14 protein-coding genes are annotated in these 20,552 nt (G+C 63.7%); 7 read left to right on the forward strand and 7 right to left on the reverse strand.

All coding sequences use genetic code 11. The features are described 5' to 3' along the window. Positions 1-26: 26 nt before the first annotated feature. Entirely contained in the window at positions 27-1,013 is a 987-nt protein-coding gene (locus tag V5E97_RS03620; RefSeq protein ID WP_406697915.1) for a ComEA family DNA-binding protein, read from the reverse strand. A gap of 476 nt (positions 1,014-1,489) precedes the next feature. Here V5E97_RS03620 and V5E97_RS03625 point away from each other — a divergent pair, with 476 nt between their 5' ends. Continuing rightward, positions 1,490-1,885, forward strand: a complete 396-nt coding sequence (locus V5E97_RS03625) for a BlaI/MecI/CopY family transcriptional regulator (RefSeq protein WP_406697916.1) — start codon at positions 1,490-1,492, stop codon at positions 1,883-1,885. Beyond that, positions 1,878-5,012 (forward strand): carboxypeptidase regulatory-like domain-containing protein, encoded by a 3,135-nt coding sequence (locus V5E97_RS03630; RefSeq protein ID WP_406697917.1) that lies wholly within the window; start codon positions 1,878-1,880, stop codon positions 5,010-5,012. The genes V5E97_RS03625 and V5E97_RS03630 overlap by 8 nt, the downstream gene beginning before the upstream one ends. A gap of 90 nt (positions 5,013-5,102) precedes the next feature. Here the strand turns inward: V5E97_RS03630 and V5E97_RS03635 are convergent, their stop codons facing one another. Continuing rightward, the gene (locus tag V5E97_RS03635; RefSeq protein WP_406697918.1) at positions 5,103-6,113 is read right to left on the reverse strand and encodes a Kelch repeat-containing protein; all 1,011 of its coding nucleotides are present in this window, start codon (positions 6,111-6,113) and stop codon (positions 5,103-5,105) included. 483 nt (positions 6,114-6,596) lie between these two features. Between V5E97_RS03635 and V5E97_RS03640 the strand changes: the two genes are divergently transcribed. The 3 genes from V5E97_RS03640 (at position 6,597) to V5E97_RS03650 (ending at position 12,295) form a co-directional block, all read left to right on the forward strand. After that, positions 6,597-7,823 (forward strand): cation:proton antiporter, encoded by a 1,227-nt coding sequence (locus tag V5E97_RS03640; RefSeq protein WP_406697919.1) that lies wholly within the window; start codon positions 6,597-6,599, stop codon positions 7,821-7,823. A 338-nt stretch (positions 7,824-8,161) separates the two neighbouring features. Continuing rightward, positions 8,162-10,771 carry a PSD1 and planctomycete cytochrome C domain-containing protein gene (locus V5E97_RS03645; RefSeq protein WP_406697920.1) on the forward strand — a complete coding sequence of 870 codons (2,610 nt, stop codon included), beginning with the start codon at positions 8,162-8,164 and terminating at the stop codon, positions 10,769-10,771. Between the two features lie 51 nt (positions 10,772-10,822). Beyond that, positions 10,823-12,295, forward strand: coding sequence for a DUF1501 domain-containing protein (locus V5E97_RS03650; RefSeq protein WP_406697921.1), 1,473 nt, complete (start codon positions 10,823-10,825; stop codon positions 12,293-12,295). A gap of 501 nt (positions 12,296-12,796) precedes the next feature. Here V5E97_RS03650 and V5E97_RS03655 read toward each other — a convergent pair. The 5 genes from V5E97_RS03655 to V5E97_RS03675 all read right to left on the reverse strand — a co-directional run bounded on the left by V5E97_RS03655 (position 12,797) and on the right by V5E97_RS03675 (position 17,663). Next, positions 12,797-12,991, reverse strand: a complete 195-nt coding sequence (locus V5E97_RS03655) for a hypothetical protein (protein ID WP_406697922.1) — start codon at positions 12,989-12,991, stop codon at positions 12,797-12,799. Between the two features lie 257 nt (positions 12,992-13,248). Beyond that, on the reverse strand, positions 13,249-14,292 hold the full coding sequence (locus V5E97_RS03660) for a DUF1559 domain-containing protein (RefSeq protein WP_406697923.1): 1,044 nt from the start codon (positions 14,290-14,292) through the stop codon (positions 13,249-13,251). A gap of 315 nt (positions 14,293-14,607) precedes the next feature. Then, entirely contained in the window at positions 14,608-14,946 is a 339-nt protein-coding gene (locus V5E97_RS03665; RefSeq protein WP_406697924.1) for a hypothetical protein, read from the reverse strand. A 162-nt stretch (positions 14,947-15,108) separates the two neighbouring features. Further along, on the reverse strand, positions 15,109-15,438 hold the full coding sequence (locus V5E97_RS03670) for a hypothetical protein (protein WP_406697925.1): 330 nt from the start codon (positions 15,436-15,438) through the stop codon (positions 15,109-15,111). 1,145 nt (positions 15,439-16,583) lie between these two features. Continuing rightward, the gene (locus V5E97_RS03675; RefSeq protein WP_406697926.1) at positions 16,584-17,663 is read right to left on the reverse strand and encodes an NHL repeat-containing protein; all 1,080 of its coding nucleotides are present in this window, start codon (positions 17,661-17,663) and stop codon (positions 16,584-16,586) included. Between the two features lie 268 nt (positions 17,664-17,931). Here V5E97_RS03675 and V5E97_RS03680 point away from each other — a divergent pair, with 268 nt between their 5' ends. Then, entirely contained in the window at positions 17,932-19,098 is a 1,167-nt protein-coding gene (locus V5E97_RS03680; RefSeq protein WP_406697928.1) for a sialidase family protein, read from the forward strand. Between the two features lie 474 nt (positions 19,099-19,572). After that, positions 19,573-20,463: a dihydrodipicolinate synthase family protein gene (locus V5E97_RS03685; RefSeq protein ID WP_406697929.1), complete on the forward strand. Its 891-nt coding sequence runs from the start codon at positions 19,573-19,575 to the stop codon at positions 20,461-20,463. Positions 20,464-20,552 lie beyond the last annotated feature (89 nt).

Genomic DNA, 20,552 nt, shown 5'->3' on the forward strand with positions numbered 1-20,552 from the left:
CCTCGCCGGGCAAGGACAGTCCCGAATCAATCCACGGTAATGATATCCTTGATCAACCCGAACTCCACCTCTTTGATCCCCTTGACCGTCTTAATGTCCTCGATCTTCTTGAACGGGCGGGCCTCGATAATCGCCTGAGCGCGGACCGGACCAATCCCTGGCAGGACGTCGAGCTCCTCCTTGGACGCGGTGTTCAGGTTCACCTTCTGCCCCGGGGCCAGAGTCGCTTTGGCTTTCGCCTTGGCCGCCGCCTTGCCCTTGGCCGTCTTGGCCGCGGTCGTCACTGGCGCCGCCGGCTCGGGAGACGCCTCCGCCTTCTTCCGCACCATCTTCGCCTTGGCCGGAGTCTCGACAACCGCCGGTGGCGGGGCAGGGGCTTGGCTCACCGTCACCAGGCTCCGGATTCCATCAATCGTCCGGGCGGGCACCCCCGCTTTCGCCAGGTCGTCCACCTTGGAATAAGGCCGGCCCGCCACGATCTTCTTCGCCGTCGCCTCACCAACGCCGGGCAACGCCCCGGAAAGCTCCTCTTCGCTCGCCTTGTTCAGGTCGAGCGGTGCCGAGGGAGCAGGGGCAGGGGACGGAGCCGCTTTCTTCCGCGCGACCTTCGCCTTGGCTGAAGTCTCGACGGCCGAGGGCGCAGGGGCCTGGCTGACCGTCACCAGGCTCCGAATCCCATCGATCGTCCGGGCAGGCACCCCTGCCTTCGCCAGGTCATCCACCTTGGCATAAGGCCGGCCCGCCACGATCTTCTTCGCCGTCGCCTCACCAACGCCGGGAAGCTGTTCAACCAGCTCTTCCTCGCTCGCCTTGTTCAGGTCGAGAGGCGCCGAGGCGGCCGCCTTCTCTTTCGACTTGGCCTTCTCCTTCACCGTCTCTTTCGCCCTGGCTTTTACCCTCTCCTTGGGCTGCGTGGTGGTGGTCTGCCCGGTGGCCACCGTGCCGACCCCCGCGAAAACCACGCCCAACAAGGTCGACATGGCAGCAAACTTGGCAAGACGTCCAGTGAACATTCAAGCCTCCGTTTCTTCAGTTCCAGGGGACAAGGTTTCGGGCACGTTTCCCATTGGCTTCACGTGACCTTCGAGAGTCATCGTGTTCACCGCATGAGGCCGGATTCGCGAGAACAAAAGCCGACGCATGCTCCGTGGGAGGCGATGGATCGTAGCAACGAGCTGGCTCTTTGGTCACGTCGAGAAAGCCCATGGGCGCCCCCTCGAGGTGATTGGCGCAATACAAGAGAGCCCTGAAGAGACTTGGATCCCTCCGATCTTGACCGATCCTCCGCGGGCAGGCAACTTCCATCTCGCACCCGTCGCAAAGTTTTTTTCACGTTCCACTTCGGTTACCGCAGGACTCAATCGTTCGACCGAACGTCGCGGCAGTCCTCGCCTTCCCGCGGACAACCCATCACCCGCCGGGAGAATACTTGACCTCAACTACGGACCATAGTACTATCGCCGAAGTACTACACAGCGGAGTCGAAGTCATGGCGAAAAAATCGGTTGAGGAACTGGGGACACTCCAGGCGGCGACGCTGGAGGCGGTCTGGGCGTTGGGGGAAGCCACGGTGCACCAAGTGCGTGAGCACCTGGCGAAGGACAAGCCACTCGCCTACACAACGGTACTCACGGCCCTTCAGAAGTTGGAGAAAGCGGGCTGGTTATCGCATCGGGCCGAGGGGCGCAGCTATGTCTATGTCCCGACAACAACTCAGCGGCAAAGCGTGACGGCGTCGGCAATGCGGCTGGTCAAAAAATCGTTCGGAGGCGACCCGATGCGGTTGTTCCGGCAACTGCTCGACGCTCGCCCGTATTCGGACGACGAACTCGCGGAACTGCGGCGGATGATTGCCGCCAAACGCAAGGAGAAGAAGGATGCCTGATCTTCTCAATGGATTGCCGGCGGCGTTCGTGGTCTCAGGGACCGTCTGGCTCACCCTCGGTTTGGCAACCGCCCGGTTGCTCCGCCGCCGGCCAGCGCGAGCGCACAGTCTGCTAACGCTGGCCACGATGGGTGCGCTGACCACACCGCTGCTCGTCATCCTCGTCCAGCAGGCGAACTGGGGCGTCCTCCCCGCGGTCCCCGCCCCTCTCCTGGCGGCAGCCGACACGCCGGCCGAACCAGAGGCGACCAATTCTCCGAGGGAACGGCATGCCCAACCGGCACGACCAGCGATCATCCACCCGGTAACCATCAGTTCGAGTCCTCGACCAACGATCGCCCCATCCACGGCCCCCGAACGGCCTTGGCGCACAATCGGCCTCGTTCTCTGGTTCACGGTTTCGGCGGCACTCGTCCTGCGGTTGCTCGCGGACATCATCGCCGGTTGGCGGACCGTCCAGCGGAGCCGGGCAACGGCCGACGCGGCCTGGGTCCACGCCCTCTGCGGCGCCTCGAAGCGAATCGGCGGTTCGCGACAACTCCAGCCTCGGCTGCAGATGAGCACGGCCGTCACCTCGCCGGCGCTCTGGGGCTGGAGTCGCCCCGCCACGATCCTGATCCCGGAATCAGCCACACTCCCCGGCAATTGCGAGGCGGTCTTCTGCCACGAGTTAGCTCACCTCCGCCGCCGCGACCACTGGACGGCGCTCCTGGCGGAACTCCTCGTCTGCATCCTTCCCTGGCACCCACTCGCCTGGGCGACTCGACTCGGGATGGGCGAGTGCGCCGAGGAGGCGTGCGACGACTGGGCCGTTGCCTGCGGCTGCCCGCCAATCGAGTACGCCGAAACGCTCGTCGGCCTGACGCCAACGGCCACACCAGCCCTGATGGTGGCGGCTGTCTCCCGGCATTCGCCGCTGGCCATACGCGTCCGACGGCTCCTCGCCGGCCGCTTTCACTCGCCCCGGCTCGGTCGCGGCTGGATTGCCGGCGCGACCCTCGGAACCGTGGCCCTGGCCACCACCTGGGCCCTCTGGCAACCGCGCAACGCCGTGGCCAAGACAGACCACTTCACTGACGACGCCCCAACTCAAGCCATCGCACAGGAAGAACCCACTCCCACAGCCGAGGTAAGACGACTCCGGGTCATGGTCCTCGACCCAGAAGACAAGCCGATTCCAGACGTGAAGATCCACGCCTTGACCTTAACCGAAGACAAGGGAGTCGTGAAAGTCAATCGCGACTCCGTGACAAACGCCGCGGGCGTCACCGAAGTCGAACTGCCGAAAACCGCATTACGCCTTGAACTCCGGGCCAGTAAACCGCCGTCTGGTTCGAGGTTCGCGGGCTGGGAAATCCCCGAACGAATGAGCGGCGAGGAGATCCCGGCCGAGTTCACGTTCCGGCTCGAATCTGCCGTCAGCGCTGGCTGCCGGATTCTGGACGAACAAGGCAAACCAATTCCCAGCGCCAAGGTCAGGGTCTGGCTGTCCCATGCTCGGCAGCCAGCCAGTAATCGCGGCCAGTGGAGCGACCTGATTGAATTGACCGAACGGGACAATCCGGTGCTGACTGACGCCGAGGGCCGATGGCACATCGACAACGTCCCGGACCGTGCCCACTTGAGTTTGACTCTTTTTGTCTCTCACGACGACTATGTGACGGATGACTTTTCGGGGGATGCACAGCGGGCCGCCGGGATCACAGGTGCAACGTTGAGGCAAGGGACGGCCACGCTGACGCTCAAGCGCGGCGTGATCGTAAGCGGGCGGGTGACAGCCCCCAACGGCAAGCCGATCCAAAACGCGATCATCGTGCAAGGCGACGTCCCCAATATCGCGGGAAAGCCAACCGAGTTCCTCACTGACGCCGCGGGCCGATATCGCCTGCCCGCAGTCGCGCCGCGCGAGGCGATACTGACGGTCGTCGCTCCCGGCTGGGCGCCCCAGATGCGCCGGGTCAATCTTCAGCACGAACCGCCGCAGCAAGACTTCCGCATGGAACCGGGCAAGGCAATCCGGTTGCGAATCATCGATTCCGCCGGCGAGTCGATTCCCAAGGCCAACGTCAGACTCATTGGGTGGCAAGGAACGGACTCGCTCCGCAATACGGCCCATCCCGACATGCACGACACCAAGATTTCGCGACAGACCGACAGGGACGGCCTCTGGAAATGGACCTGGGCGCCCGACGAACCGGTGAAACTACGCGTCGATTTGAAGGGCTACGCCCGTTCTGAGTTTGACATCAGTGGCGGCGAACCGACCCGCACAATCGTGCTCAAACGGGAGCACCGCATCACGGGACGGGTGACCGATGCCGTGACCGGCGCTCCGATCCCAGCGTTTCATGTGATTCCCATCAACGTGTCTCGCAAAGAGTTCCGGATCGCGGAACGGAATCAGTTAGAAAGCGGGAGGGAAGGCCGACTCAATTATCTGGCAACGCACACCGACCAATCAGTCCAATTGCGGGTCGAGGCGAAAGGGTACACCACCCAGGATGGTCCGAAGTTCCGCGTCGGCGACGACGGCCCCCTCACGCAAGATTTCCGCCTCCGACCGAGCCCACCGATCACGGGTTCGATCCTCGACGCCAGCGGCCAGCCGGTGGCGAAAGTAGAAGTCATCCTGGCGACCCCAACCCAGTATGCCAAGCTCACGATGCCAAATAATAATCACAAGATTATTACTGACGCCTCGGGAACGTTCACATTTCCCGATCCTGCTGAACCGTGGGCCGTCCTTGCGCAAACCGACTCCGGGTACGCGATCGCCGAATTCCCGGCCGGCCATCACGACGCTGGCTCCCTCCGACTCCAGCCCTGGGCCTCGGTCCGCGGCCGGTTCCGCGAACTTGGTCGACCGGTGCCTGGGGTACAGATCATACTGGAACCGGATCGGCTCAACGGCCCCAGCCGACCGCGAATTGAAGGCAAGCTTGGGACCGTCACCGATGCGGACGGCCGATTCGAGTTCCCACGCGTGCTACCAGGCTTGGTGACTGTCCAGTCCTATCTCAAAGCGGAGAGTGGCACGACATTCCACCCCGGCGCAATCAAGCCGCTGGATCTTCAACCGGGGCAACGGGCCGAGGTCTGGACTTCAGAGGGACCGGGACGACCATAAACCAGAAAGGCCGCGAATCCCCAGCATCGCCCAGGTGGTGATGAGATTCGTCCGGTCTCCAGGCAGCCCGAAGACCGGACGCTTCTCCGTTCATCGCCCTTCAAAAAAATTCGGCGGGACTTCGAGTGACCAGACCTCGCTGTTGAGCGGTTTGGCGTGCCCACCCGCGACCCAGATCTTATCCTTGAAGACGTAGGCGGAATGCTCGTGGCGTTCCTTCCAACTCACGTTGGATCGGAGCTGGGTCCAATCCTTACCGTTCTGTGAGTACCAGACGTCGCCCCAATTCCGTGACGGGTTGTTCGACCAGCCGCCGAGGACCCAGATCCGGTCACGGTGGACCACCGCGGAGAACCAGAGCCGGGGGCTCCAAGGTGCATTCTCGGTCACCTGCTCCCAGTTCACACCGTCGGACGAACACCAGACGTCGTTCCTCGCGTGATAACTCGGGACGTAATTGCCCCCGCCGAGAATCCAGATCTTGCCGTCATGGACGACCGCCGAGTGGTAAGCGCGAGGCGACCACGGGGCGTTGGCCACTTCCTGCTTCCACTCTTTGCCGTCGGCCGAACTCCAGACGTCGTTCTTGGGGCTCTTCTCATCGCCGAAGTAATAGTTTTCCGTCCCTCCGAGGATCCACATTCGCCCTTTGAAAACCACCGCGCCGGCGGCGAGTCGCGGGCTCCAACCCGCCGCTTTCGTCACCGGTTCCCACGTCAGGCCGTCGGCCGAACTCCAGACTTCGTTCGTGGCGCCGTGGCCGGGGAGTCGGCCGTTGTACCAGCCCCCCAGCATCCACATCCGGTCATTGAAGACGAGAGACATCGGCAGGTCGCTGTATTTCCAGGGGGCTTCCTTCGTCACAAGGTCCCAGGACTTGCCGTCGGGCGACTTCCAGACGTCGCGCGGAGGGGCGGCGAAGGAGTCGAACCAGCCACCGAGGATCCAGAGCTGATCCTGATAAACCAGCTCGCCGCTGGAGTCGCGTGCTTGCCATTCCGCCTTGTCGGTCACTTTCACCCAGTCGAGGACTTTGTCCTCGCCCGGAGCTGCGCCGGGGAAGAGCAAGACGCTTGCCAGGACGATTGGAAGCCATCTCATCAGGGAAATTCCTCCGCATCAATGGGGAGACTCAAGCCAGTGACCGCCGAAGGAGATCGGGGAATGCCTTTGAAATCCGGGGCGGCCGGTTCTGCTGGCCAAGATAGCTCTCCTCGGAGCCAAACGCCAACGGACACCGCAATTCACCCAGGCAATTCAGGTCGAGGGGGGGCCGACTCCTTTCTTGTACTTCATCGCGATCGCGAACTCCGTTAGAATGGCTCGCAGGACGGGACAATCGATTTCTGCTGTCAGTTCGGCCGAATGCAAGACAACCGCACACATCCCGTCTCCGAGAATGAGCTCTACCTGAGGCTCTTCATCACCAATGGTGGTGGCTGGTAGCGATCCCCCCCTGACTTCCTTTTTCCTTCCTTCCCACCTTCATTTGGATCTTGCTGAAGAGCCCGGTGACCTTGTCGCCATGACATGGAGAGCCTCAGCGGACTCATATCTCCACGAAATTCAATAAGAAAGCCATTCATGGACCATTTGAATGTCCCCCAGTTCCTGGGACTTCTCGTCGTCATGCTCGGAACGGCCAGGCTTTGCGGTGCGCTGGCCAAGGCCATCGGTCAACCGACCGTTCTCGGTGAATTGGTGGCGGGTGTGCTGCTCGGATCTTCGGTCCTGGGGCTGGTCGATCCCAAGGTGGATGTCATCCATCTGCTTGCGGAGCTCGGGGTGATCCTGCTGCTCTTCGCGATCGGGCTCGAGACCGACTTGCGAATGCTCGTCAAGGTCGGCGGCTCGTCAGCGGCGGTTGCCACCGTCGGGGTCGCTTTGCCATTCGCCTTGGGCTATGCCGTCTGCCGAATCCTCGGCCTCCCGAACCTCGTCGCGCTGGTCGCCGGGGCCTCGCTCACGGCCACGAGCGTCGGCATCACAGCCCGCGTCCTCTCCGACCTGGGCCGACTGCAAGAGCCGGAGAGCCAGATCATCCTCGGCGCCGCGGTGATCGACGACGTCATCGGGCTGGTGATCTTGACCGTCATTGCCGCACTCACCCAAGGGGAGGCGGTCACCCCACAGAGTGTGGCGAAAATCACCGGCGTGGCCTTCGGGTTCCTGATCGGGACGCTCCTGCTCGGGAGCCTGATCGTGCCCCGGCTGGTCAGGCTCGTGGGCAAAATCGACCTCCCGGGGACGACCACGATCCTCGCCCTGATCCTTGCGTTCGGGCTCGCCTGGCTGGCGGACCGGGCCGGCTCGGCGGTGATCATCGGCGCGTTCGCGGCGGGTCTCTTGCTGGCCAAGACGCCCCAGGCCCATGAGATCGAGCATGGTGTCACGGAGCTCGGGAACTTCTTCGTTCCCTTGTTCTTCGTCTCGGTCGGGGCCGCCGTCGATATTCGCGTGTTCAACCCGATCGATCCAGGGAGCCATTCGACGCTCCTCGTCGGTGGGCTCCTCATCCTGGTGGCGGTGGTGGGCAAGTTCGCGGCCGGCTATGCCGCGCCTTGGTTCAAGGGCAAGAAGAGCGTCATCGGCGTGGGGATGATCCCTCGGGGCGAGGTCGGCCTCATTTTCGCACAGATGGGACTCACCAGTGGCGTCTTCGATGCCAAACTGTTTAGCGCGGTGACCCTCATGGTCATGGCCACAACTTTCCTCGCCCCGCCGCTCCTGCGTGCCCTATTTCCACCCCGAGACGCCAACTGGATCCCGCCCAAACCCGACGGAATCGAAGAATTGGTGACAGGTCAGTAAGGGGGCTCTCTCAATCGCCCATTCGTCTTTCGCCTTCATGACCCGGCGAGCAAACATGGCTCAAGGAGAATAATCCCCCCCGGAACCATTGGGAGACTCGAGCCTTTTCGACGACCCAGGCGCTCCAACCCGAGGGCTCGTGGATTGGGCTCGAGTTCACGACTGAAAAAGCCCTTACGATCACACCCGAGTCCATCCAGCCAAACACCCGACAATGAAGCCGTTGCTATGAGTTGGCCGATTGACTATTGTTAGAAATACCTGCTGGCCCAGCCTGCCTAAATTAAGTACCAAAGGCGAGACGCGACGCCGACTAATCCGGTCGAGGAGTTTACCCGATGGATGAGGCGAGAAGCTCGGGGCCCCTGACAACACTACCGGTTGAGGCTATCCGGCCGCAACGGTGGTGGCTCCGCGTCGCGCTAGCGACTGCTGCGACGGTGACCGGGATCGCGACTGACGGATTGGCGAAGCCGGGAGAGCCGACCCCCGAGCAGGTCAAGTTCTTCGAGACCGAAGTCCGCCCCCTCCTGGCCGCAAGCTGCCTGAAGTGCCACGGCCCGGAGAAGCAGAAGGGGGGGCTTCGCCTCGACTCGAAGGCGGCGATACTGGCCGGCGGAGAGAGCGGGCCGGCGGTCGTCTCCGGCAAACCGGGGGAAAGCCTGCTCGTCGAGGCGATCAACTACGACGGACCCGAGATGCCCCCCAGCGGCAAGCTCGGCACCCCGGAGCGAGAGACGCTGACCAAGTGGATCGAAATGGGCCTCCCCTGGCCGGCGACCGATCCCGGAGCCGCGGCCTCGACCCCCACGAAGGCCGCGAAGTCGAAGATCACGGACGAAGACCGGGCCTTCTGGTCGTTCCAGCCATTACGTCGGCCCGACGTGCCGAGCACGGCCGACGGCGGCTGGGCGCGCAACGCAATCGACCAGTTCATCTTCGCCCGACTGAACGCCGAAGGCCTGACGCCCGCTCCCCAGGAAGACCGCGAAATCCTGATTCGCCGGCTCACGTTCGACCTCTGGGGCCTCCCGCCCGCGCCGACGGAGGTCGACGCGTTTCTGGCCGACAAGAGTGACAACGCCTACGAGACCCTGATCGACCGCCTGCTCGCCAGCCCTCGCTACGGCGAGCGGTGGGGGCGGCACTGGCTCGACCTGGTCCGCTACGCCGAGTCGGACGGCTACCGCGCGGACGGCTACCGACCCGACGCCTGGCGCTATCGCGATTACGTCATCAAAGCCTTCAACGAAGACCGGCCCTACAACCGCTTCGTCACCGAACAACTCGCCGGCGACGAGCTCGACCCGAGCGATCCCGAGTTGAAGATCGCCGTCGGCTACTACCGGCTCGGAACCTACGAGTACAACCAGCGCGACGTCCCGGGACAGTGGTCGGCGATCGTCAACGACATTACGGATGTCACCGGCGACGTCTTCCTCGGGCTCGGCATGGGCTGTGCCCGCTGCCACGACCACAAGTTCGACCCGATCCTCCAGAAAGACTACTACCGGCTCCAGGCCTTCTTCACCCCGATCCTCCCCCGCAACGACCTCAACCTGGCTACCACCCGCGAGTGGGAGACGTATCAGGAAAAGCTCGCGATCTGGGAAGCCAAGACCGTCGAGACCCGCGCGGCGATCGCCGCCCTGGAACGCCCCTACCGCGATAGCATTGCCAAGGTGGCCATCGGGAGGTTCCCGGCCGAGTTGCAGGCGATGATCAACAAGCCTCAAGCCGAACGGACCCCGCTGGAGGAGCAACTCGCCTCGCTCGCCTATCGCCAGGTCACCCATGAGTACGACCTCATCGCTGATAAGCTCAAGAAGAGCAAGGATAAGGACGCCTGGACCGCCCTGCAAAAGCAGCTTGCCGAGCACGCCCGTGACCGCCCCAAGGCCCCAGGGCAAGTGCTGACCGCCACCGATGTCGGACCGAACGCGCCTCCGACCCTGATCCCGGGGGATCGGAAAAAGGAAGCGATCGACCCCGGCTTCCTGACCTTGCTCGACCCCGCCCCGGCAACGATCAAGTCCGTGTCGGCCGCACCCAACTCGACCGGCAGGCGCACCGCGCTGGCGAACTGGCTGACCCGGCCGGACAACCCGCTCTCGACCCGCGTGGCGGTCAACCGGATCTGGCAGTATCACTTTGGCCGCGGACTCGTGGCCACCTCCAGCGACTTCGGCCGGCTGGGCGAGCGCCCGAGCCATCCCGAGTTGCTCGACTGGCTGACGACCGAGTTCGTCGCCCGTGGCTGGAGCCTCAAGCAGATGCACCGGCTGATCTTGACCTCGGCGACCTATCGCCAGTCGGCCAGCCACCCGGACGCAGACCTCGCAAGGCGCAAAGACCCCGAGAACCGGCTGCACTGGCACCGGCTCACGCGCCGACTCGACGTCGAGCCGATCCGCGACGCGATGCTGGCCGTCAGCGGCGAGCTCGACCTGGCGATCGGCGGCCCGGCCGTGGAGGCGGATCAACCCCGACGTACCGTCTACTCCCAGGTCAAACGCAACAAACGCGACCCCTTGGGCGAAGCGTTCGACGCTCCCGACGGCTCGATCACGACCCCCCAGCGCGACGCCACTGTCACGGCCATCCAGGCCCTCTTGATGATCAACGGCTCCTGGACCCTGGACCGTGCCAAGGCCTTCGCCACCCGGCTCCAGAAAGAGGCGGGCGATGACGAAGCGCGGGTCGAGCTGGCCTATCGTCTGGCCTTCGGCCGAAAGCCAGGCCCCGCCGAACAGGCGGAAGCCCTCGCGTTTCTTCACCACCAAACGAAGGCGGCCGACCCTGAGCCGCTCCCCAAGGCTGAAGTGGCCGATGGCGAGGGGGCGGATTGCAAGCCTGGCGAATCGGAGTCGACCGAGATCGATCCGACCGCCTGGGCCGATTTCTGTCACGCCCTCCTGAACGCCAGCGAATTCCTCTATATCGACTAGACCAGCCAGCTCTTCCGAGCTAGCCAGCCAGCCAAGGCGCGAGGCCCGACCATGAGCGACCCGAGGCGCGACGGACTCCAGTCGACCCCCCATATTGCGGCCCCGCTCTCCCGGCGCGAGATGCTCGTTCGGGGCGGGGGGGGCTTTGGCGCCCTAGCCCTGGCCCACTTGCTCGGCAACAACTCACTGCTGGGGGCCACGCCCAAAGGCGGCGAGACGAACGCGTTGCTGGGGGGCGCTTCGTACACGATCCCGGCCCGGGTGAAGAGCTGCATCTTCCTCTTCATGGAGGGGGGGCCGAGCCATATCGACACGTTCGACCCCAAACCGATGCTCAACAAGCTGGCGGGAAAGTCACTGCCAGCGAGCTTCAAGCCAGTGATCACGCCGATGGGCGAAGCCAACGCCCCCTTGCTTGCCTCGCAGCGAAAGTGGAAGCAGCACGGTAAGAACGGACTCTGGGTCTCCGACTGGCTACCGCACATCGCGGAATGCGCGGACGACATCGCGGTGATCCGCTCCTGCTGGTCGAACGGCCTGAACCACGTCGGTGGCGTCTGCCAGATGAACACCGGGTCGATCCTGGCCGGCCGGCCCAGCCTGGGGAGCTGGGTCAGCTACGGGCTCGGTAGCGAGAACCAGAACCTTCCCGGCTACGTCGTCTTGCTCGACAACCCCGGCAGTGTGGTCGCCGGCGGCCCCCGCAACTGGGGCGCGGGGTTCATGCCGGCCACCTATCAAGGGACCCGGCTCGGGGCGGCCAGTGACGTGATCCCGAACCTGGCGACTCCCAAGCAGGTCAGCGCGCAACGCCAGCGCGATAAGGTCGACTACTTGCACCGGCTCAACGCACGCCACGCCGACCAGCGGCAGGATCAGACCGAGCTCGACGCCCGAATCCGGGCCTATGAGCTGGCCTTCCGCATGCAGGCCGAGGCCCCTGAGGCGGTCGACCTGGCAAGCGAGTCGGAAGAGACCAAATCGCTCTACGGGCTCGATCGCAAGGAAACCAAGGTGTTCGGCCAGAACTGCCTGCTGGCCCGGCGCCTGGTTGAGCGTGGGGTCCGCTTCGTCCAGCTCTACCATGGAGCCGGCTCAAGGTGGGACGCCCACGCGGGCATCGAGAAAAACCACACCGGGCTCTGCGAAGGGATGGATCAGCCGGTCGCCGCCCTCCTCAAAGACCTCAAACGGCGCGGTCTGCTCGACGAGACCCTCGTCATCTGGGGCGGCGAGTTCGGCCGCACCCCGATGTCGGAACAGGGGGACGGCCGCGACCACAACCCCTACGGCTTCACGATGTGGATGGCCGGCGGTGGAATCCAAGGGGGCCGAACCATCGGCGCGACCGACGAGGTCGGCCTCCACGCCATCGAAGACCGGCTCCACGTCCACGACCTGCACGCCTCGATCCTCGCCCTGATGGGCGTCGACCACACCAAGCTCGTCTTCCTCCACAAGGGCCGCCCCGAACGGGCCACCCTCAACGAGGGGATCGTCTCCGAGAAGCTGCTGGCCAGCTAATTCTCGGGTCAGTTTCGGGCTCCCAGCCCGGGACTCTTGAAATCCGAGGCGAGCAGGGGGCGCCAGCTCCCTGCCCGCCCCGCCACTCAAGCAACGCCCCTCGCTCCCATTTTTTCCGTGGGGCGGGCCCACGATAACGCCACGGCCGATTGCGATTGCATGAGCCAGGCTCGCGCTCGATCTGGTGACTCACGCGGAGACGCGGAGGACGCGGAGCGAATCGGATCAACGACCCGACACAGGGCTCAGGCTCAGGGAAAAACCGGGAGACCATCCGAGGCATGCTCGCGAGTCGTTCTGTCGGGTCGTTGTTGAGAAACCGTCGGACGATCGGTCCCGGCCGAGACGCGGACCTCGAGACTCCAGAGCCTGAGTGGGGCCCCACGTGAGAACGAGTGGGCAGGAGACGACCTGATCGGATCGGGTCGGATCCTTCCCCCTGATATCATTGGACCCGCCAAACGGGCCAGTGACGTGACGACAGTCTCATAAAAGCCGTTGTTACTTCTTCTCCGCTTCGTCGGTGATCGGAAAAGCATTGCCCTGGGCGTCCGTAGGCGGGACGATCTGAACCTCGGGGTTCGGCCCCGCCGTATCGCCGGCCCCACCACCGCTGCCGCAACCTGGGAGGACGACCGAGAGCCCGATCACGCCCATCAGGATGCCCGAGAAACCGAGGCTTCGCCATGTCGACATTGTTGATTCACCCTTCCATCTATCGATCTATTGATCGGTCGGACCCAAAAGGCGACGGCCAGCCCGGCGCCCCTGGGTCTCGCTCCACCAGAACGAGAGGGTCCGACACTCGAGGCAGAGTGTCAGGGACCCGGCTCGAGGGTCGTCGTCTCCGGGAAAGAGCCCGCAAAATGCGGTAAAAGGAGCTCCTTTACGCATTCAAGTATCCGTCCCGGTCGTTCCCCTTCGACTTCGGAAATCGGCTCAGGCCAAAGGGCTCAGTAGGCGTCCGCCGAGATCACCTCGCCACCCGACTTCGATCCCAGCGCCCACCAGGTCACCTGGTTGACGCTGTTCTTGACGAACTTCACGCTCCCGTCGCCCATGAGCGAGTTCACACCACCCGAGTGGCGGCTCCGGAACGTCTTCAAACCGGTGTATTGCGCGTAATTGTAACAGTCTTGGTTCGGCGAATTCGGCGTCAGAAGCTCGTTCACCAAGGGGCCGTTGATCATCCGCCCCGCCGCCCAGTACGAGCCGACGTCATTCGCCTGGTTCGCGGTCCCCGCGGCTCGCTTGGCGTTGCACGCGACGATGTAGGTGTTCAGGTTCGTGATCGCCATCGGCATCGCCTGGTCCGCACCCGACCCGGCCGCGCTGGGAGACCACGGCACACAGTTATAAGACTCGGCGCCGTTGGTCGTCGCCGGCGAATTGTCGCCGATCAACATTTCGCCGAAGGCGATCGTGTTGCTCGTCCCATCCGTACAGTCGCGGATGCCAAACGTCGCCCGGAACGCGAACATACCCAGCCCCGTCCCCGACTTGCTCGTGATCGGCGAGTCGCTGCGGTACTGCGCGCCGACGCTACAGCCGTAGTTCGTTCCATACTTGAACACACGGCTTCCCGTGTCGGACGGACAGAGGTACGCGTTCACCGCCGTCAGGTACACCGTGGTATTCATGGGCGTGTACGTCGCGGCCGCGCCCGGCGTCGCCTGGACGCTGAAGTTAAACGCGTTGGACAGCGCCTGCTGCTCCATGTTCGCCAGCAGGTAAAGCAGCACGCTCGGGCCGTGCCCTGACCCGGTGTCGAGCGCCCCCAGAATTCCCTGCGCCATCGGGAAGGTGTCGTTGGACGAGTGGTAATTATGCAGGGCGAGTCCGATCTGCTTCAGGTTATTGGTGCACTGGGCCCGGCGGGCCGCCTCGCGTGCCGCCTGCACGGCAGGTAACAGGAGAGCGATCAGGACGGCGATGATGGCGATGACCACGAGCAGTTCGATAAGTGTGAATCCGCGTCGGCCATGTCTCGATTTCATAATTTCCCCTTCGGCTGGTTGGAGGTCTGTGACATAGGGCCCCGACTTTGGAATGGGCCGTGGGTAAGAACGGACGTCCGGGGTGACGAGTGGACCGTTCACCGGCCGGTCCGGGTCCGAACGCGTCCGAGGAAAGGATCTCGCCTTGGTTCCTCCGAACGTGCGCCCGGATCGCCTGCAAAATGATGTTCTCTCTGAAAAAGCAGACCGAGCGGTCGGCGAACACGGCGTTGGGCCCGGCCGGGATGCCGACTTGCGAGTCCAGTAGGCGGCGACGGAGGGCGGATGCCCGGCTTCGCAGTCATCCAGACGGGGTCAGCCAGGTTGGGCGGCAAGTTGATGGAGCCCGAGGGAGTAAGCGAGCCGGTGGAACGTCCAGACTTGCCCAAGCTGGACGCGGCCGCCGTCGTAAGTCGCCAACGGAGTCGAACGCGGCGGCGATGAAGATCCCCATGTCGCCGGGTCCGACCGAGGTCGCATCGCTTCGCGACCGGTGTAGGCGTCGGAGACCATAACGGGCGCGATCAGGACCGTTTCGATCCCGAACCGTCCTTCCAGAAGCCTTCGGATCCGTTGGGTGACCGAATTGGGTCTGTCTCCGGCGATCGATCCCGAGACGATTGCCCGGGCGATGCCACCCAATCCAATGGCCAACAAAGGCCGGCTCGAAACGCAGAGGCATGGCGGAATCGCCATGGCTCGCACAGTCAGTGCGCATGCTCTCTCTCCTCCACCCTGACCAGCGCGATGATTGACCTGGGCCGAGTGCGGCGAAGGCCATTTTCGACATGGCGAGGACGCGACGGAGGGGATCGCTTAACAGCGCAAGCGCGCGATTGAACGACGGATGTATGCGTCGGAAGGAGAGAGCCCGTGGCGAACGCACGGCGAGAACAGGATATCCAGGCGTGCGGAACCGGGAGGGGGGCAGTCGGCCTCCGGCTTGGCCATTCCTTCGCCGACCGTCAGCTTGTCGGAAGCGGTGCGAACGTGTTGCACCGGCCACGAGCAGACGCGCACGACCAACCCGTTCTGTGACGGGTCATTGACAGACGCCGGGCGAAGCGCAATCGGGGCCGCGACAACCCTCGCAACCAGGAGGAAGAGCAGACCCTTCTTCACAAATGCTCGAACATGCCCGTTCATGGAGAGCAGTCCAATCAAGGGTCCTGCCGTGGATCCGGCCCCTGCAGGGAGACCACGGAACAATCGGGTCACGACCTCTCGAAAACGTGCGGATCGAAGCGAACACTTCTCACTCGCAAAACAATACTATTTATCAACATACCCGAAACTCAATATCGCAAATCGGGACCACGACCTCTCGAAAAGACTCTCCGAAATGTGGTGCGGGGATTTCCGGACTTGGACCAAAATGGTACCGCAACACTCTCAATCAACCACGTCTTCACAGATTTGAGTTATCGAGCCTGTGCGAGAACCCAATCCGACTCCTGCAGGGGAGTCCGGTCCCCCCTGGTTTCGCCCTGAGAAGGTGCGGACCCCAGCCACCCCAATCGCTCGACCGGTCGCCCCTGAACGTATTCCATTGCGAGGTCGCTCTCAGAAGAGGTGGCCCTCGATGAACCGTTCCAGCAATTGACTCTTCGGCACGGATACCGTTGAAGGCATACGTCCAGCAATGCAAACCACAGACCGATCAAGGGATGTTTTAGTCCCGGATGATCAAAGGATTCTTCAATAGCCAATTTGACCAGACGTCATTGGCCCGTCAACAAAAAAAATAGAATCCCGAAATATTCCAGGACAGAGTCTGGGCGAACATCGCTTATGTCGCTACCAGCGTGTTTCCGAGATTCGAGCGATTCACGATCGGGGGACAACAGGCTGAGTGATCGGGGTGGCTGAGGACTGTACTCGAACCCTCGGTGCGGGAGAATCATCGTTGCCGGGTCTACGACCCCGGGGCGAAGGCCTACAGCGGTTTTCTGTCGGTTAGCATACGGATTATGGCGACCTTGGCTTCCGAGTGCACATTTGCTTTTATCTCGATTTCCTGATTTCATCTCCAACGGGGCGGTCCAAGATCGCCCAGGGCAACGCCCTGGGAGATCAGACATGAGGAACAGCAGCCCGATGGGCCGTGCCCACCCTATACGGGATTCGTTGGGCCCACGATGACGGCACGGCAGATCGCGCTGAAGCTGAAGCTGAAGCGGGGAGGGGGGGGGAAACGGGTTCGGCGAAGTTTACCAATCCGCTGGTCTGGTCATTCGAAGGCGAGCGTAAGCGTTCTTACGCCCACCCCCGATCAAAACCAGATCACAACATCAAGGCACAAGCTTGAGGATTCGGTGATTGCTGCTGTCCGAGATGAAGAGAACTCCATCGGGGGCGAGGGTCACGCCGTGGGGCTGGTTGAACTCCGCCTCGGCCGGAGCCTTGCCGACGCCCGCGGTCCCCTTCCGGCCGGTGCCGGCGACGGCCTGGATCGTTCCATCGGACGGGCGATAGAGGCGAATGCGATGGTTCTCGGTATCGGCGATGATGACCTCCCCTTGCGGGTTGACGCACAGGTGTTTCGGGCCGTTCAGCTTCGCCTCGCGCCCGGGACCGCCGTCGCCCGACGCCCCTTTTTCGCCCGTGCCGACCAAGGTGCGGATCTTTCCTGCGCGGTCGACCACCCGCAAGGCATTGCCCCCTCGGTCGAGAATATAAACGTTCCCCTTGCCGTCGGTCGCCACTGCCCTGGGGTCGATCATCGGGGACGTGCGGGCATCAGCGCCATCTTGGGGAATTCCCTTCTGACCGTTCCCCGCCAAGGTGGAGACGAGGCCAGTTTTGAGGTCGACGACCCGGATCCGCCGGTTGTCCAGGTCGGCCAGGTAGAGGGCCTGGCCGGGCTCGTCGAGGGCGATGCAGTAGATGCCGCCGAACTCCGCCTGTGTGGCCTGGCCGCCATCCCCCGAGAACCCTTTCTTCCCGGTCCCCGCGATGGTCGTGATCGTCCCCGTGCGGGCGTCAATTTTGCGGACCCGGTTGTTCCAGGTGTCGGATACGAGGATATCCCCGTTCTTCATGACGGCCAGACTGTGCATCCCGTTGAACTCGGCCTTCGCCGCCGGCCCGCCGTCGCCGCTGTCCCCGTTCTTGCCCGTCCCCGCCACGGTCTGCACGAGGCCGTCCTTGTCGATCCGCCGAACCCGCTCCCCGAGCATTTCGACGAAGATGATGGTGCCATCGGGGGCGAACCCGACGCCAAACGGATTGGTCAGCTTGACCTGGTCAGCCGGAGCGCCGTCGCTTCCGCTCCCCCCGCCGGCGACCAGCGCGAGGCGCCCGCCTTGCCCCGGGTCGTCAGCGCCGGTGAGTCCGCAAACCGCCAGCATCGCGAACAGAAACTTACGCATCGAAGAGTTTCTCCTCATCAAGTCGGGCCTGAGCCAAGGTGCCAGCGACATTCCACCAGAGTCCGGTCGATTCCGCCATGCGCCAGCCGCTCCGTCAAGAGGGTGACATCGACCTTCCCGCCCCATCCTCCTTGGCCTGACGCTCGCACCGCACCCACTCACGGCGTATGATCGTCGGCAACGCCGTGACCGACCTCTTCCGGTCGCCCTTGATCCGCATCCGCCGAATGACCACCGAGAGGCGAGCCCGATGAAGCGAAAATGTCCCATGACACCGTTCTGCCAGGCGATGCTAGGCTGGGTCGCAGGCGTCGTCCTGCTGACCACGGCTCCCTCCTTCGCAACGGCGGCCGAACCGCAGCTCTGGCTCGACCCGCGTGTGCAGACATTACCCTCGAGCAAGATGGGCCCATTCATCCGACTCGAAGATGGCGGAATCCTGACCGTGGACGACACGTCGGCCTTCATCAGCAAGGATGAGGGTTCCCATTGGTCGGCTCCTGTGCCGATGTTCCCCGCCGATCAGCCGTTCCAGATCAGCAACGAGCGTTCCATCCTCCGCACCAAGGACGGGACCATCGTCGTCGCCTTCATGAATCTGAAGACACGCAGCAAAGGATACTGGGACGTCAAGACCAAGGGCTTCGTGCCCGATGTGCGGCTCGACGTCTGGACCGTCCGAAGCATCGACGGCGCGAAAACGTGGACCGACGCCCAGCTCGTTCAACAAGGCTACGCCGGCGCGGTCCGCGGGCTCGTGCAGGCCGAGAACGGGAACCTCGTGCTGGCCACTCAAGACGTCTTGCGCGACCCGGCCCGACACGTGGTCACCGCCTATTCCAGCCCCGACGACGGCAAGACCTGGGCGAAGGCCACCTGGGTCGACCAGGCAGGCAAACGGAGCCCTTCACTCGACCTCGGAGGCCACGGCCACCACGACGGCGCAGTCGAGCCCACGGTGGAACGCCTCAAGGACGGCACGCTCTGGATGCTCATCCGGACCGCCCGCGATCGCCTCTGGCAAGCCTACTCCACCGATCAGGGAGCAACCTGGACCAACATCGGAGCCAGCCCGATCGCCGCATCCGCGGCCCCGGCGATGCTCAAGCGCCTGGCCAGCGGCCGGCTCTTGCTGGCCTGGAACCAGCTCTATCCCGAAGGCAAGACGAGCTACGAACGCAAAGGCCCCGACTGGCACGAAAAGCCGACCAGCTACCATCGCGAGGAGCTCTCGCTCGCCTTGTCCGATGACGACGGCAAATCCTGGAGCCCGCCGGTCGTGATCGCCCGCCAGCCGGGCAAATGGCTCTCCTATCCCTACGTCTTCGAACGCAAGCCCGGAGAGATCTGGCTCACGACCATGCAAGGGGGACTCCGCTTCGCCATCCAAGAAGCCGACATCCTCGCCGGTCCCAAGGCGGGAGCGAACGAGTAGGCGAGCCGCCTCACCTTATAAATCCATCAACACCTTACGATTGCTCAGCGACCAGATTCCGATTTTCCCGTAGAGTGGGCACGGCCCACCATCTCTATCTCCCTGCCAAACCAGAGGTTAAGATGGTGGGCCGTGCCCACCCCACGGGATATGTTCGGCCGACGATGTTGCCATAACCGATCGCGTTGACGTTGGGAGAATCGGGTTCGGCGAAGCTATACCTTCGTCCGCCCACAAAGCTCGCTCGGATCCCTCGTCGCCGCCAAACCGGTCGCCGCAACCGGCCTGGGGTCCCACTCGCCCCGCTTGCGTCCGGGAAGGACGAGCCGGGCCCCAAGACCGAGCTTTCCCCCCTCCCTTTTTTCGTTTCTGCGCCCTCGCGAGGCCGTCTCGAACGCCGTACCATGGCGACATCCTCAGAAGTGGCTCCGTTTCAAGGCGCGCGCTTCCCAATCTCACCCAGCGATCGAGCTCATGATCAAGACCAGGCTGATCTCCGCCATTTGCACGCCGCTCACGGCCGATGAGTCGCTCCACCACGAGGGCCTCGAAGCCCATCTCGACGAGCAATGGCGATCCGGCATCGCCGGTGTGCTCGTGGGGGGGACGATGGGGCTCATGCAGTTGCTCGCCGACCAGACGTACCTCGACCTCGCGCAACGGGCCACCGAGCTATCTCGGGGCCGGGGCGAAGTCATGGTCGGCGTGGGTGATACGAGCTTTGCCCGCACCGTGGAACGCGTCAAGAGGGTCGACGGGCTCAACATCGACGGCGTCGTCGTCATCACGCCCTACCTCTGGAAGTACAGCCAGGCCGAGCTCGTCGACTACTTCCGTGCCGTGGCGGACCGTTCCAATAAGCCGGTCTACCTCTACGACCTGCCGGGCCTGACCGGAATCAAGCTCTCGTTCGAGACCGTCCTGGCCGTGGCCACTCACCCGAATATCGCGGGCATCAAGTGCTCAGGCTCCTGGGACTGGACGCGGCAGCTCGTCGATCGCGTCGGCGACCGGTTCCGCGTGATCCCGGCCCAGCCCCACCTGGTCGACACGATGATCCAGGCGGGCGTACGCGACAACCTCGACGGCATCTACGGCCTCGCGCCCAAACGAACCGTCGCCATCGCCGAGGCGGCCGAGCAAGGGGACTGGCCCGAGGCCTCCCGTCGCCAACAATGGCTCTCGGCCTTGCTCGAAGTGATCGCCGTGAAATATCCGGTCTTCCCCGCCTGCACCACCGTGCTCAACGCCCGCGGCATCCCCGGCAACTTCGCCCCGGCCCCGATGCGCCCGCTCGACCCGACACAACGCCAGGCCCTGCTCGACGAGCCGATCATCCGCGAACTCTTGAGCGACGACCGCTGAGCCAGCAAATCCTGCTCGCACACGACATGCAAAACAGACATTGATCAACGAGTGGCACAAGCCTGACCCACTCCTCAATCCTAAAAGGC

It is taken from the genome of Singulisphaera photorubra (assembly GCF_045290345.1).
GTDB lineage: Bacteria > Planctomycetota > Planctomycetia > Isosphaerales > Isosphaeraceae > Singulisphaera.